Raw genomic sequence first — 15,778 nt, 5'->3', positions numbered from 1 at the left:
TAATATTAGACCGCTTTTTTAATGTTTTACTGGGACTTTTCATTCATCCAACGGTAAATAACAGGTAATAACAACAACGTTAATGCCGTAGAGGATAAAATTCCACCGACGACCACTGTTGCTAATGGTCGTTGCACTTCTGCACCTGTTCCTGTTGCTAAAGCCATAGGTACAAAACCTAAAGATGCCACACACGCAGTCATCAACACAGGACGCAAACGCATCACTGCACCTTGCCAAGTGGCATAGTGAATATCGAACTGCTGACGTAATTCTTTAATAAACGTCAGCATCACCAAACCATTTAATACAGCTACACCTGATAAGGCGATAAAACCTACACCTGCTGACATAGACAATGGTATCTCTCGCAACCAAAGCGCAACCAACCCACCACACAGTGCAAAAGGGACACCTGAAAACACCAATAAGCTTTCTTTCAGGTTATGGAATACCGCCATCAATAAAATAAAAATCGTAATCAATGCCAATGGTATCACCAATTGCATACGTGCTTTGGCTGACATCAGATTTTCAAACTGACCACCATAATCTAACCAATAACCACTTGGTAAAGTTTCTTTGGCTAAAGTGTTTTGCAATTCATTAACAAAAGAACCCAAATCACGCCCTTCCACATTGGCAGTGACGACTACACGACGTTTGGCATTTTCACGGCTGACTTGATTGATTCCTAAAATATTCTCAACTTTGGCAACATCTTGTAGTTGAATCAAACCACCATTGGCAAGTTGAATGGGTAATGTCACCAATTGCTCAGGTGTGCGTTGAGCTTCATCTAAACGAATCACAAAATCAAAACGTTTGTCACCCTCTAAAATACTGCCTACACTTTGTCCACCCATACTCATAGCAACCAAGTCTTGAATCTGTTTCACTGACAAACCATATTGTGCAGCTTTGGCTTTATCCACATCGACATTTAGTAAAGGTAAACCATTGGTTTGTTCGACATTGACTGCTGTTGCACCTGAAATCGCACGAACTTTTTGTGCAATGCGATTGGCTTCTTGGTTTAAGACTGCCATATCATCGCCAAAAATTTTAATCCCGACATCACTACGCACACCTGAAATTAACTCATTAAATCGTAACTCGATTGGTTGTGAAAATTCACTGTTATTTCCAGGTAAGGTTTCTAAAAATGCAATCATTCGTTGGCGTAAATCATCAATGCTTTCTTTTGGATTTGTCCATTCTTCACGAGCTTTTAGCAATAAAACTGCATCGGAAATATTGGGTGGCATCACATCTGTTGCCACTTCCGCCGTGCCTGTGCGAGCAAAAATTGCTTTAATTTCAGGGAAATTTTTCAGCAGCAATTTCTCCGTATTTTCTTGCATCCGCAAAGACTGCTCTAGCCCTGTGCTCGGTGAACGCATTTGTTGTACTGCAAAATCGCCTTCACTCAATTGTGGTGCAAACTCACTGCCAATTTTGGTGGCTAAAATACCTGTTAAAGTCAAAATACACAGCGCCACGGTCAAAACAAATACCCGATAAGCGTAAGCCCAATCGAGCAATTTTTCATAACGTGTTTTCAGTGCATGCATCCAACGGCTTTCAGTTTCTTTAACTTCGCCATTCACCCATAATGCCACTGCCGCAGGAACAAAAGTAATCGACAAAATCATCGCACCCACCAAAGCAAGTACCACGGTCATTGCCATCGGATGGAACAATTTTGCCTCAACACCTGATAACGCAAAGATCGGTAAATACACCACTAAAATGATCAACTGACCAAAAATCAAAGGGCGACGGGCTTGTTTTGCCGCTAAAAATACTTCAGTAAAACGTTCTGAGCGAGTGAGTAAACGTCCTTTGTGTTTTTGTGCTTCCGCCAAGCGACGGATACAGTTTTCAACGATCACCACCGCACCATCGACAATAATCCCAAAATCTAATGCCCCCAAACTCATCAAGTTGGCACTAATTTTCTGTTCTGCCATCCCAGATAAAGTAAACAACATTGACAAGGGAATTACACAAGCAGTAATTAAAGCTGCTCGAATATTTCCCAAAAATAAAAATAGAATGATAATGACTAAAATCGCACCTTCGAGTAGATTTTTTTGTACGGTTTTAATCGCACGATCAACCAAATGGGTACGGTCATACACCGTTTCAATGGTCACGCCTTTAGGCAAACTTTGTTGAATGGTTTTGACTTTGGCATCAATGGCTTGGGCAACAGTTCGACTGTTTTCCCCCATCATCATCATGGCAATACCGAGTACAGCTTCTTCACCATTATAGGTCGCTGCGCCTGTACGTAAGTCTTGCCCGATCGACACAGTTGCGACATCAGCGACACGGATCGGATAACCATTTTTAGTGGCAACGCTAATATTTTCAATATCGCTTAGGCGATTAATCGTTCCTGGGACACGGACTGTAAGTTGTTGTCCATTCTTCTCAATAAAACCTGCACCACGATTTTCATTATTTTCTGTCAATGCCGTTTGTAAATCGCTGAGTGGAATCTGCAACTGTTGCAAACGTGTCAGATCAGGTGCAACCACATAGGTTTTTTCAAAGCCGCCAATGCTGTTGACTTCTGCAACACCCACTACACGCTGTAGTTGTGGACGCACTACCCAATCTTGGATTTCACGTAAATCCATTGCGGTATAAGGCGAACCATCAGGCTTTTTGGCATTTGGCTCTGCCTTAATCACCCATTGATAAATTTCCCCTAAACCTGTGGAAATCGGTGACATGGTCGGTTGAATACCCGTTGGAATATCATTGGCAGCTTCTTGTAAGCGTTGATTAATCAACTGCCTCGCCCAATAAATATCTGTACCCTCTTCAAAAATAATCGTGACTTGTGATAAACCATAACGTGAAATCGAGCGAGTCTGTTCCAGTTTTGGTAAACCCGACATTGCATTTTCAATCGGATAGGTAATGCGTTGTTCAGTTTCAAGTGCGGTAAACCCATCCGCTTGCGTGTTAATTTGCACTTGGGTATTGGTAATATCAGGGACAGCATCTATCGGTAATTTTTGATAGCTATAAATTCCCACACCAATCCATGCCACCACAAAAAGCATGACCCAAATCGCATTTTGAATGGAAAATTGAATAATACGATCAAACCAACCTTCAGGCATTGGTAAATCTTGTTGATTTTGAGACGGTTTAATGTTCATGGGTCGCCTCGCCTTTTTCCAATTCAGATTTCAGTAAGAAACTGCCCTGTGCTGCATATTTTTGTCCAACTTTTAGACCCGAAAGCACATTCACCCATTCAGGATCATTCATTTCAGTATTTAACTGTACAGGTTGCGCTGAAAACTCAATATTTTTACCCTGCGTTGCAGCCACAAAGACCACATTTTGACCTTCGACTTGCTGTACTGCACTTTTTTGAATACGAATACCCTGCGCTGAACCTTGTTGTAAGAGGACATTCACCATCAAGTTCGGTTTTAATTCAGCCGCTTGACTCAGCACTTTGGCACGGACTTGTAAACGTCCTGTTTGCGCATCTGCTTCGGTATTTAAACTTTGAATTTCAGCTTTAAAACGTGTACCTGACTGCAAAGACTCAAACTCAATTTGGCTATTTGGGCTAAAACGTTGAATATCTGCATGCGGAACAATAAACTCAAGCCATAACTGATTCAGTTGATCAATCACAAAAAGCTGATCTGCCAATTGCACATTTTCACCCACCACCAAATCTTTTTTACTGATCACCCCTGAAATTGGGGCTTTGAGTTGGAACTGCCCACGACTCGAACTGGCTGCACCATAGGCATTCAAACGTGATTGGGCTGCTTGTACCTGAATCTGCGCTTGCTGATAGGCATTATAAGCACGTTGATAATCTTGCTTTGCTGAGATTCCTTGCTGCCACAGTTGACGTTCACGTTCATAGTCTTGTTTTGCTAGTGCCAAATTGGATTGCTCCAATTTCAAATTGGCTTGTTGATCGACCAAATCTGGCACAAGTAAAGTTGCCAACACTTGTCCTTTTTTCACGCTTTGTCCTAATTGCACATACACTGCTTCAACATGCCCATTAAAACTTGGCGAAACATGCGCTTGCTGATCGGTATTTACAGTTAATTTGGCAGGATATTTCGCTTGTTGTCGCACTGCTCCGTGTTCAACTGTGGCAAGTTTTACGCCTTGTTCTACCAATTGTTGCGCTGTTAATGTGATCGCTTCAGCATGCTCGTCTTTCGCATGTTCATCCTCAGCATGTGCATGCTCTTCTTCACCTTCAACATGTGCATGAGCTTCTTGTTCAGAATGCCCTTCAGCGTGTCCATGTTCTTCGGTTTTTGCAGCAAATTTATTCAGCCATAGGATTACCGCAGCCAAAACCACTGTGGTCACGATTGCGATGACAATTAAAACGGCTTGAGATATTTTACCTGCTTGCTTGTTTAAATTTTTCTGGTTATGCATCTTAGTTCTCTCCGACCACAGGTGAAGTTTGGATATTGTCCCAAAGTGTTTGATTAATTTGTGCGATTGCATCTGCTGACATCACCACACTTGGCTCAATACCTAAGCTCAAACTTTCCGCACTGATCGCCGTTTGCCACGCTGCTTTTAACAACTCAACTTTACGTTGCCGAATATCTTGTAGTTGCAAAGTGGCTTGTTGCACATCAGTCAGTGCAAATTTTCCTGCACTAAAACCCAACAATGTTTTTTGTTGCACTTCCATAGCGAGAGGTAATTGGGTCTTTTCAACATCTTTAAATTGAGCTTCTAAACCTTGTAATTGCGTCAACAATGTGCCCACTTGTAAGGCATTTTGCTGTGCATAAAAACCTTGCTGACGATTCAAAGCATCTTGTTTGTGTTGATTAATTTTTACATCGTACTGCTGACGATCAAAAATATTTAAAGGTACGCTCACACCAAGCATGATCTGATTTTCATTGCCATTTTCAGGCGCTTTAGTACGATTCATACCTAAGCTTACTGTCGGATTTGGTCGTTTTGCAGCCTGAATATAAGCCAACTGGGCTTGAGTATTTTTGAGTTGTAAAATACGTGATTTTTCAAAATAATTTTCAGCTAAATTAGTCTGCACATTTTGATAACTGTCTTGAGGCCAAAGACGATTTAACGCCAGTTGGATCTGAATCGTTTTATCAGATGCCCCCCAAATATTGGACAATTGCTGCTGTGCCAGTTGTACTTGCAAATCTGCTTGTTTAAATAAACGGATATTTTCCGTATGGCTTAACTGTGCACGTTTTAAGTCAACTTCTGCTACGCTGCCCGCTTGAAAACGTTTCCGAATGGCATTCAAATTGGCTTCACTGACATTCAATTGCGCTTGAACAATATTTTTTTCAAGCTCGGCAATCGCCAGTTGTGACCATAAGTACTTCACTGTCAGTCTGAGTTGTGCAGTATAAATTTTTTGAGCCAAAAGCATTTTTTCTTGAGCAAATACAGCGAGATTTTGATTGGCTTTGCGTACACCAAATACATCAAGTTCTTGCGAAATACTTAGAGAAAATTCTTGCTCTTTGTTGGAGTCAAAACCTGTCTGTTCAATATTTAATTGTGGATTTTTCCACAATTTAGCTTTAGAAAGATTGGCTTGATCGATCTCAGTTTGGGTTGCCCAAATATTTTGTGTTTGTTGATACGTTTCAACTTTCTCAATCGCACTTTCCAAGGATAATGTTTTGGTTTCAGCCAAACTGACAGAACTGACTACCGTGAGCAAAATGCTAGAACATAAGGCTTTCAGACGAAATTTATGACGATGTACAGCAAATTTCTGCTGTTGAATTTGATTTTTTGACATGAACATGCCCCACTTTTAAATGAATGAAAAGTGGTGGGCTGTTGACTACCCCACCTGTAGCGGGGCAAAAATAGGGGGGGGATTATTTTGGGCTAAATCAGGGGATTGATAAAAATTATACCAAGGGAAAAAATTGATCAATGCAATCAGTTGACTAGATTTAAAAATAAATTTGTCTTGCTCATCCACCAAGATCATGGCATTAAAAGAAGGCAAATGATCTTGATGATCATCTTCTAAAAATGAAAAATCACTTGAGGAATGGTTTTGTATCTCTGAGATTTTGAAGTCACTTTGACAATATTTTGTCATTTGATGATGACCAAAATGTTGCGCTGAAGTATTAGTAAAAGCCTTTTCCTCATGCACGCAGAATGCCGCTGCAACATTCCAAAGACTTTGGAAGATCAGCAAAGCAAATAACAGCAAGATGAAATGACTTTTTTTCAGCATTATTTCATTGAGCAACTTAAGAACTTGAACAGCATACCGAAATTTTGCTTGTTATAAAATTACAATTGTATCTTTCATAAAATATTTCGGCTATATACGGCAAAATCACTTATTTGAAAGTTCAAATGTCTAAAAGTATCACTTAGGACAGATTACACTGTGCGGCACACTTCTCGTTTTTCTTCTTTGCTACGCATATCAACAGGATTCTTAACACATTTACAGTAATCATAATATTTGTTTTTATCCAATCCTTCAGGCGGATCTACATCCTTACATTCTGTGAGTATGGTCCCCAACCTAGGAAAGCTTTTAATTTCTTTACTTTTGCTATGCATAGGTTCCACAGCATGATCAGATTTGTACACTATAATAAGCAGTGACACTATCGCTGCGAATAAAAATAAATATTTCAATGGGTAAATAACACGCCTCCAAATCAAATGCTGCCTAATTTATAAGTCAAATACTTATATTTAATCAACTCTTGATTGATATAAAGTAAATTAAATCAAAGAATCTAAAATGAATACTAACCCATATATGGGTTAGTATTCTGTTTTTAATAAAAATTAAATTAAGGCTTTTCACCATTCGCCAAACGTTGTTCAATCGCATCCAATACTGCAGGTAGATCAGCAATACTATCAATCACATAATGTGCGCCCGAAGCATTCATTTTGGCATAGGCTTTTCCTTTTAAACCAGCTTGTTCAGTTGCAGAAAGTGCAGACCATTCTTCAAAGCTTAAACCGACTTCATTACCACTCACAGCCAAGCCAACAGTCCAACAACCACCATTTAAACCTTCTTCAATACCAACCACCGTGTCATCGACTTTCACCACAGTTTCAATATCTAACACATCCAGTTCAATCAAGTTTTTCCACAACATTTCAGGATATGGGCGACCATGTTTCACATCACTTGCCGTGATAATGCAGTCTGGTACATAACCTTGATCTGCCGCATCTTGTACCAATTGACCAATCATCATCGACGCATAGCCAGTATTACTGCCAATTTTTGCACCACGCGCACGAATATCAGCAAAAGCCTCTAATGCACCTGGAATCAACTTTGAACAGGTTGGAATGCTTTTTAATTGGTATGGAATAAAGTCTTGATACAAACGGTCAATGTCTGCAACAGTCACTTCCGCACCAAGTGCTTGTTTCCATGCCTCTGCAACACGTGGCATTTTTAACACGGCAGCAATGTGATCACGTTTCTCTAAACCCATTGGTGCACGTGCTTCTTCGATTGAAATTTCAACTTGATTGTCTGCAAATAAAGCCATGAATGCCAAAATTGGTGCACGTGAACCAAAGTCTACTGTCGTACCTGCCCAATCGAAAATAACTGCTTGTAATGCTGAATGTGAAATGCTCATAAGTTTGTCCTAAAAGTTTGTGTATTAAATTGATATATAAATAAATTGTGAAAATAAAATTAAGCCTGACGATATTGCTCAATCGCTGTTAAAAGTCGTTCAATATCATCCAAATAAACCTCACCGATATTGCCAATACGGAAACAATTTAAATCGGTGACTTTGCCGGGATAAATGACAAAACCTGCTTGTTTCAGATTTTCATACAAGGCTTGGAAGCTAAAATCGTCTTCATTTGGATAAAGGAATGTTGTGATAATTGGAGATTGTGGCGTGTTTTGATCTAAGACCATTTCAAAACCAAGTGCTTGCATGCCTGTAGACAGGCGTTGCTGATTATTCAAATAACGCTGATAACGAGCCGTGACACCGCCCTCTTGCTCCAACTCGAGCAGTGCTTGATAAAATGCACGTACCACATGGGTTGGTGAGGTAAAACGCCATTTACCACCCTGCTGTTCCATGGTGTTCCATTGGTCGTATAGATCTAAACTGACAGAACGTGCCAAGCCTTTACATGCCTGTAATTGTTCTATTTTTGTCAAAATAAAACCAAAACCCGGTACGCCTTGAATGCATTTATTTGCACTTGAAATCAGGAAATCAATGTCTAATTCTGCAATGTCCATTGGCACACCACCAAAAGAACTCATTGCATCGACGATCCATACTTTATTTTTCGCTTTGACAATGCGTCCAATCTCTTGAATCGGATTCAGTAAACCTGTGGTAGTTTCACAATGCACACACGACACATGACTAATGCTTTCATCTTCAAGCGCTTTTTCAATATCTGCGAGTTGAGGAATTTGCATTTCAGGATAGCGTAATTCCACCACATCAATGTTCAGGCAACGTGCCATTTGCACCATACGTGCGCCATAAGCTCCGTTATTGATGATTAAAATTTTGCCATCTTGTGGAATCACAGAACCCAAGACGGATTCAACAGAAAAACTGCCACTGCCTTGCATCAACACCGCACTATATTGCTCAGGTTGCGCTGTCGCCATACCCACCAAACGACTGCGAATATTCTGAACCAAAGCGTTATATTCTTTGTCCCACGTACACCAATCACGTTGCATCACACGGCGCACAGTTGTCGAAGTCGACAAAGGTCCCGGTGTTAGTAGTAAATATTTATTCTCAAGTTCCTGTGCTGCTTGGTTTGCAATTTCGTTTTCAAGTTCAATTTTTGCGTTCATTTCGCCTAACCTTTGTTCAATTTGATACAGTATAAATCAATCTGGTTTAAACCAGATTAAAAAATATAATTTTCTAACATTTCTTTCATAAAACCTGCACCCGTGGTCATGCCCTTTCCTGCAATTGCACTAACGAGGAAAATATTGCGTTCAGCTTCCGTCACGCATGCCAACTCAGTCGGATGGGTGAGGTAATAACCATTCCAACGAGATTCAATTTCAGGGAGTTGCAAGCCAATGTTTTCTTTGCAATATTGCGAAATGAATTGGTTAATTTCTTCACGTTGATTAAATTGTGGTACATCTTCAATTGGATAATATTCATGGCTATCACCCAAAATAATTTGTCCAAATTGATTTTGTTTAATCAGTATGTGAATGCCGTATTTTTCAACCAAGCCGATTTGTGATTCGTTGCGTAAGTCTTGATGGCTCGGACAGATTTCAAAAGCAGGGTAACGAGAAATCGATAGACCTGAATAAATCGACGCATTGAGATTTACGTTGAGTGGTTTAGTGAGCGCCATTTGCAAGGCACAACGCAGTAAACCTTTTTGTTGTAAGAGATCGGGATAGAGCAATTGCGTGACTTCACCATGACAAATCAGCACTTTATTTGCCGTGAAGGTTTGCCCTGTTGCCAAACGAATCTGCGCTATGCCTTGTGACGATTGCGTCTGTACCACGCATGCATTGCATTGAATCTGTACGCCAATTTTTTCAGCATATTGTAATAAACGCTGACCAACCCAATGTGGCTCAACTGAATAATCTTCATGAAATACCATACCACCACGAAGAACCGTTTCAGGATTTAAATAATCATATTGATCAAACAGTTGTGATTTAGACAATAAACTCACAGGGATCTGATAATCAGGCGCAACTTGTGCAAACTCGTTTAACACTTGCCATTCAAGTTCCGTATTTGCCAGATACAGGCCGTTGCGCTGTTGAAATGAAATATCGATGTGTGCCTGAATTCGTTGATAAAATTCACGGGTTGCTAAAGCATATTCACGCCATTTCGCATCAGGACGACTGAGCGTTGATGTTCCAACCATGCCAAAGTTACGACGTGTTGCACCGATAGCTTGCGCATCTTTTTCAAAGACGTGTACTTTTAGTCCTTGCTCTGCTGCTTGGATTGCAGCGGATAATCCTAAAATCCCTGCACCGACAATAATTAAGTCAAATTGTGCTGTATTCATGCTACTTTTCCACCTTATTTACTTTTTTCAGGATGCAGAATCCCAAGCGCCTGAAATCAAGCGTTTAATTCATTTGGTTTAAAAATTTAGAAGTTAATGTTGAATGATCAATCTGTTATCAATGGTTTATGAATGGGTCTGCTCACGCCATCGTTGGCTAGATGCCATCATTTTCCGAGTCAGCAACCAATGCAGCAACTTGACGACACATGATGTCAGTAAAATCAAAATACTCATCGCAACCGCAGCCACGGTATCGCCCGCATCATCCATGTTCAGCACCGCCACCGAAGCCAAATTGGTATCAGGTGAGTAAAGGAAAATCGCAGCGGAAACCGTAGTCATGGCATTGACAAATAAATACACCGACACATCACACAGCGCGGGAAAAGTTAAAGGTAAATAGACTTTACGGAACATGGTCCAATGTGAAGTCCCCAAACTTTGTGCTGCATGATCAAGTTGATTTGGGATCTGTTGAATCGCATGGGTCAGCGTCATATGTGGCACAGTGTAATAATGAATAATGGTCGAAATCACTAACAGCGTCATCGTACCGTACAGCAAAGACACAGGATTTTGCGGTGCATTAAAAAACAAGATAAAGGCAATACCCAACACCAATCCCGGCACAGCCAAAGGCAATAACACCAAGACTTGTATATAATTTTTCAGCAAAGAATGCGCTTTAAAACGTGCGCTGAATAAGGCAATGATGAAGATTAACATCGTCCCAAAAACAGTGCTGAATAATGCTAATTTGATCGAGTTAAAATAGCTTGCCCAACCGCCACCATCGACATAGTCAAAGCGATAATGATTGAACGTCAGTGACAAATCATAAGGCCAGTAGCGAATGAATGAGGCAAGAATCGCAGTGATGATGATCAGTAAAATACCACCTGAAATCACCCCACAAAATACGGTTAAGGCTTTTTCAATGCGAGGATTAGCACGTAGACGATAAGGCTGAATTTGGAAATTTTGATAACGTTCCTGACGACGACTTTGATAACGATCAAAGATGAATGCCAACACTGCAGGACACAGCAACAGAATCGAAATCACCGCACCCATGTTCATATTTTGCTGACCAATGATCTGCTTATACACATCTAACGCCATCATATTGAATGAGCCACCGATCACTTTGGGAATCCCGAAATCGGTAATGACGTAGGTAAATGCCACCAAACAGGCACTGACTAAACCGTAGCGAATCGCAGGAAAAGTCACTGCCCAATGGGTTTCTAAAGTATTTTTTCCTAAGGCATGTGAGGCTTCAATCAAGCGTTGATCTATATGGCGGAATGCGCCCATCATCAACATCACCATGGCAGGAAATAGCCAAAAGCAATAACTGATCAAAATGCCAAGTGGTCCATAAATTTCCACCTCGCCCATGATGCTTTTGAACACACCTTGCTGACCGAACAAATACACCAATGCCAATGAAGGCAAAATCGAAGGTGCAAGAATCGGTAAAAATGCCACCGTTTTAAAGAAAGCTTTGCCTCGAATATTGCAATTGGTTAATGCAAAAGCATAAACACTTGCCACGCTGACCGTGATCAACATTGCCGTGATCGCAATCCACATTGAATTAAAAATGGATGAGATCAAAGCAGGATTGGAAAAATAAGCAGCAAAATTGTCAAAACCAACGAATTGATGCTGTTCATTTAAAAATGCGCTTTGCATTAACACCATTAAAGGTGCGATCAAACTCAAGGTTAATAAAATCGCTGCGACAAATAACACCGCACTTGAACGCAATGAATAACGAGAACGATGCGCTGTCCGTGTTTTTAATAAGGCATCTGCGGCAGATTGGTTTAACATCTCGCACGCCCTCGTGCATCAAATACATGCAAAGCACGAATTGGCACTTGTAAGTACATGTCATCTTGCACAATCGTCATCTGTTGATGATCGACATCGACTTGTAAAACATGCTCATCTGACGCATTGTCATCTGAAGCATTTTGATTTTGAATCACGCAAAATAGACGGCGTTTTGCACCTAAAAACTCAGTATTTACAATACGAACAGCTAAATTTAAATACTCATTCGATGGTTCATTTTTATTCACAAGTTTGACATTTTCAGGGCGAAAAGCGATTTCAAAATGTTCCTCTTTGGCAAATGTTAAATGCGGAAATTCAATCAATGATTGCTCATCCATTTTCAAATGATGTGCATCGACTGCCACCATCTGCATAAAATTCATCGAACCAATAAACTGCGCCACGAAACGGGTTTGCGGTTTGTAATAAATATTATGTGGCGTATCAAGTTGTTCAATCACGCCTTTATTCATCACCGCAACACGATCAGAAATGCTCAAAGCTTCTTCCTGATCATGCGTCACCATGATCGCAGGCAAATTCAATTGACGCTGAATATTGCGAATTTTCTGACGCAGATTTAAACGCACCAAAGCATCCAAAGCTGACAATGGTTCGTCCAAGAGTAAAATATCAGGATTCGGCGCAATGGCACGGGCTAAAGCTACACGCTGTTGTTGTCCGCCTGACAATTGATTGGGATATTTTTCAGCGATGTTTGGCAATTCAATCAGGTGCAATAATTCATTCACACGATATTGGATTTCTTGTGTTGTCCAATCTTTCTTATGCAAACCAAATGCAATATTTTCCGCCACAGTTAAATTTGGAAATAACGCATAGTTTTGAAATACGATGCCACATTTACGTTTTGCTGTATTGAAATGAGTAATATCAATCTCTTGCTTAATCACCTTGCCATAATCAGGCTGTTCAAGCCCTGCAATGATGCGTAGCAATGTGGTTTTTCCACAACCCGATGGACCTAAAAAGCTCACAAACTCACCTGCTTTTAGGTCAAGATTAATGTGTTCCAACACTCGACTTGAACCAAATGATTTTTGAATATCAATCGCTTCGAGTACGGTTTTCGACTCTGCCATTTTAAATGTTCTTAAAGTTGAGAGCAGATGCCCTGCCGAATTTGGTATGGCTTGCCCTGTCCTGCTATTTTGTAAATGCGATGGAATTTGCATATTGCACCTGATTTTAATGCTTAATTTGGAATATCTTGTTGAAAATCATTTGTTTTAAATAAATCGTTTTGAATCGTTGATTCTGAATGGTTCATTACTTTTCAAATTGTGCTGACCACTGTTTTAAAATTGATTCACGATGTTCGGCTGCCCAATAAAAATCATTTTTCACCAACTGCTGTGACAGATTTTTCGGAAAATCTGCATTTTTGCTCTGTACGTTTTGATGTGCCACCATTGAGAAATTTTGTGCATAAGCTTCATTGGCTGCTTGGCTGACTGTCCAATCAATAAACTTTTCTGCGCTACTGAGCTTTTTGGTGCCTTTGACAATTGCCGAGGCTTCCATTTCCCAACCCAAGCCTTCTTTCGGATAGACAATTTCTAAGGGTGCGCCATGAGATTTGAGTTTAAAACCCGGATAACCAAATGAGATGCCAATCACCGTTTCACCTTGCGCTGCCATCTTGCAAGGCTTCGAACCTGAATGGACATATTGAGAAATGTTTTGATCGAGCGCCTGCATATATTGCCAAGCTTGCTTTTCACCAAAAATCTGCATCCAAGCTGTGACATCCAAATAACCTGTACCACTCGATGCAGGATTTGGCATCACAATTAAACCTTTATAAATGGGTTTAGTGAGGTCTTGCCATGTTTGCGGGATTGGTAATTTTTTCTTTTCGAGTTCTACTTTATTCACACAGACAGCCGACTCCCAAGCGGTCATCCCTGTCCATGTCGGAATGTCTTTTTGGCTATAAAAGTCAGTTTTCAGTTGTTCAATATTTTTTGGGCGATATGGTTGTAATAAGTCATTTTCTTCCATGACCAATAAACTCGTCAATGCCAAGCCCATCACCACATCGGCTTGTGGATTTTTTTGTTCTGCTAATAATTTTGCGGTGATTACACCTGTTGAATCACGCACCCATTTTACTTTTAATTCAGGATGCACTTTACGTAATTCCCATTGATAACGCTTCAGTTGATCAGCTTCAACGGCGGTATAAACTGTGATTTGCTCAACATCATTTGAAGTTGAAGATGTGGTACATGCGACACTGACGCAAGCCAATACAACACTTGTGCCAATTGCGAGGAGCTTCTTTTGCTGCTGTTTTAAATACGGGCTCATGGTGACATTCCTAACGAATGCTGCTTCTTGATAAACTGTATTTCAACAAAAGTTTGTGACAGTTTAATTAATCTGGTTTAAACCAGATTAATTATTTTTAAGATCTAATCTTACTCACTGTAAAAGAAAGATATCTTTTTAAACTATTAAAAGCTTGCTTGACGGAGTCTTACATCAAGCATTTGGATTTAGGGATTAGCCTTCCGCAGGACTTATACCAATCTGTTAAATTAACTTTATATAAATTAGCCTCTTTTGCTTTTCTAGACCAATTGCTTTAAACGTGGTGTTGCTATCATGAGGCGACATGGATGTCGCCGTTGGACAAGGGCGATATGGATATCCCCTTTGTCCAACAATGGATTTTTGTCACCTTGCGGAATATATTCCTCATCCTTCAAAAGTGAGGCATCGACTACGCAAAGCAATTTAAACTTGTCAATGTAAGTCGAGTCTGTGCAAACCTTTAATTTATATTATCCAACTTTGATAGAATCGTATTACTTTTCTTTCGGGAAAATGAGCAGTGAAACTGCGCAAGGAAACCATCTTACGAAGCTTCACTTCTCACCACAAAACTCATCAACATCCGTCGAATAATTCACTACATCACAGAAATATTAATTTGTATATCTTGCGCCATGACTGGCTTATGCCTCAAACAGTTGCGGATGACATTTTCGCGTATCCATATTCTTCAAGGTTTAGAGTATGGTTTTTATGCTGCTACGTAACACAGTTAAATTTTATTCTGACGCTTCAAAATGTAAATCAAGCACATCATGCAGCCAATATTCTTGATCAACATCGGTAATCACTCCATTTTGATCACAATTGGTACGGCAAATATACAAGCCCATACTGCCCACATTGACATGCAAAGCCTTGGCTTGTTGCTCCGACAATACAGTTGGATAAAGGCTGATATGTGCACGAGTTAATTGGCGTTGGTAATGTTCCGCCATCAGAATCGTGATTGAATCTTCTAAATTTTGTTCTAAAAATTGGGGAAATAAACTTGCATTAATCCGTAAATGTTCCACTACCGCAGGACGCCCATTAATACTGCGTCGTCGCCACATCGAATAAATGTCATCGCCCACATTCACTTTTAAATGTGTTGCATCCCAAGCGGTTGCTTGTACCAATTCCGCAGAAATCAATTCGGTACTTGGTACACCGCCCTGTTCAGTGACATATTGGTTAAAACTTTTGGTCGATTGCGGACGGTAAATAATGCGTGGCGCACGAACAAACCAACCACGGCGGTCTAAACGATAAATCAGTCCATCCATTTCCAAAGCCAACAAAGCTTCTCGCACCGCAACGCGTGTAGTTGCAAACTGCTCCATTAATACACGTTCAGAAGCAAGTTTGGTATTGGTACTCCATTGCCCTGACTCGATTTCATGGGCAATCGCATCTCGAATGGCAATATATTTGGGAACACGTGAAGATGTTTCTTGGGCAGGCATATAGATTTATTTTGTGAAAGTTTGTTCTAATATACTCAAATATC

The 15,778-nt window shown here is 40.3% G+C and carries 12 protein-coding genes; all 12 read right to left on the bottom strand.

The genetic code is table 11. The features are described 5' to 3' along the window. Positions 1-26 precede the first annotated feature (26 nt). Positions 27-3,179 carry an efflux RND transporter permease subunit gene (locus DJ533_RS09640; RefSeq protein WP_065993958.1) on the bottom strand — a complete coding sequence of 1,051 codons (3,153 nt, stop codon included), beginning with the start codon at positions 3,177-3,179 and terminating at the stop codon, positions 27-29. After that, on the bottom strand, positions 3,169-4,446 hold the full coding sequence (locus DJ533_RS09635; protein WP_065993959.1) for an efflux RND transporter periplasmic adaptor subunit: 1,278 nt from the start codon (positions 4,444-4,446) through the stop codon (positions 3,169-3,171). The genes DJ533_RS09640 and DJ533_RS09635 overlap by 11 nt, the downstream gene beginning before the upstream one ends. A 1-nt stretch (position 4,447) precedes the next feature. Next, a complete protein-coding gene (locus DJ533_RS09630; RefSeq protein WP_065993960.1) occupies positions 4,448-5,812 on the bottom strand; it encodes a TolC family protein in 1,365 nt (454 codons plus the stop codon). A 45-nt stretch (positions 5,813-5,857) separates the two neighbouring features. Beyond that, the gene (locus DJ533_RS09625; protein WP_215900548.1) at positions 5,858-6,265 is read right to left on the bottom strand and encodes a cation efflux protein, CzcI-like; all 408 of its coding nucleotides are present in this window, start codon (positions 6,263-6,265) and stop codon (positions 5,858-5,860) included. Between the two features lie 577 nt (positions 6,266-6,842). Then, entirely contained in the window at positions 6,843-7,658 is an 816-nt protein-coding gene (phnX, locus tag DJ533_RS09615; RefSeq protein WP_065993962.1) for a phosphonoacetaldehyde hydrolase, read from the bottom strand. Between the two features lie 59 nt (positions 7,659-7,717). Beyond that, a complete protein-coding gene (gene phnW / locus DJ533_RS09610; protein WP_065993963.1) occupies positions 7,718-8,866 on the bottom strand; it encodes a 2-aminoethylphosphonate--pyruvate transaminase in 1,149 nt (382 codons plus the stop codon). Between the two features lie 56 nt (positions 8,867-8,922). Further along, entirely contained in the window at positions 8,923-10,077 is a 1,155-nt protein-coding gene (locus tag DJ533_RS09605) for a TIGR03364 family FAD-dependent oxidoreductase (protein WP_065993964.1), read from the bottom strand. Between the two features lie 126 nt (positions 10,078-10,203). Beyond that, a complete protein-coding gene (locus DJ533_RS09600) occupies positions 10,204-11,919 on the bottom strand; it encodes a putative 2-aminoethylphosphonate ABC transporter permease subunit (protein WP_065993965.1) in 1,716 nt (571 codons plus the stop codon). Beyond that, positions 11,913-13,121: an ABC transporter ATP-binding protein gene (locus DJ533_RS09595; RefSeq protein ID WP_065993966.1), complete on the bottom strand. Its 1,209-nt coding sequence runs from the start codon at positions 13,119-13,121 to the stop codon at positions 11,913-11,915. Before DJ533_RS09595 ends, DJ533_RS09600 begins: the two co-directional genes overlap by 7 nt. Positions 13,122-13,215: 94 nt before the next feature. Next, positions 13,216-14,259, bottom strand: coding sequence for a putative 2-aminoethylphosphonate ABC transporter substrate-binding protein (locus DJ533_RS09590; RefSeq protein ID WP_065993967.1), 1,044 nt, complete (start codon positions 14,257-14,259; stop codon positions 13,216-13,218). Between the two features lie 263 nt (positions 14,260-14,522). Next, positions 14,523-14,687, bottom strand: coding sequence for a hypothetical protein (locus DJ533_RS18675; RefSeq protein WP_171488552.1), 165 nt, complete (start codon positions 14,685-14,687; stop codon positions 14,523-14,525). Between the two features lie 318 nt (positions 14,688-15,005). Next, the gene (locus tag DJ533_RS09585; protein WP_065993968.1) at positions 15,006-15,734 is read right to left on the bottom strand and encodes a UTRA domain-containing protein; all 729 of its coding nucleotides are present in this window, start codon (positions 15,732-15,734) and stop codon (positions 15,006-15,008) included. Positions 15,735-15,778: the final 44 nt, after the last annotated feature.

It is taken from the genome of Acinetobacter defluvii (assembly GCF_001704615.3).
Classification (GTDB): domain Bacteria; phylum Pseudomonadota; class Gammaproteobacteria; order Pseudomonadales; family Moraxellaceae; genus Acinetobacter; species Acinetobacter defluvii.
The sequence above is the reverse complement of the archived record's forward strand: the minus strand, read 5'-3'. Positions and strand labels throughout refer to the sequence as shown.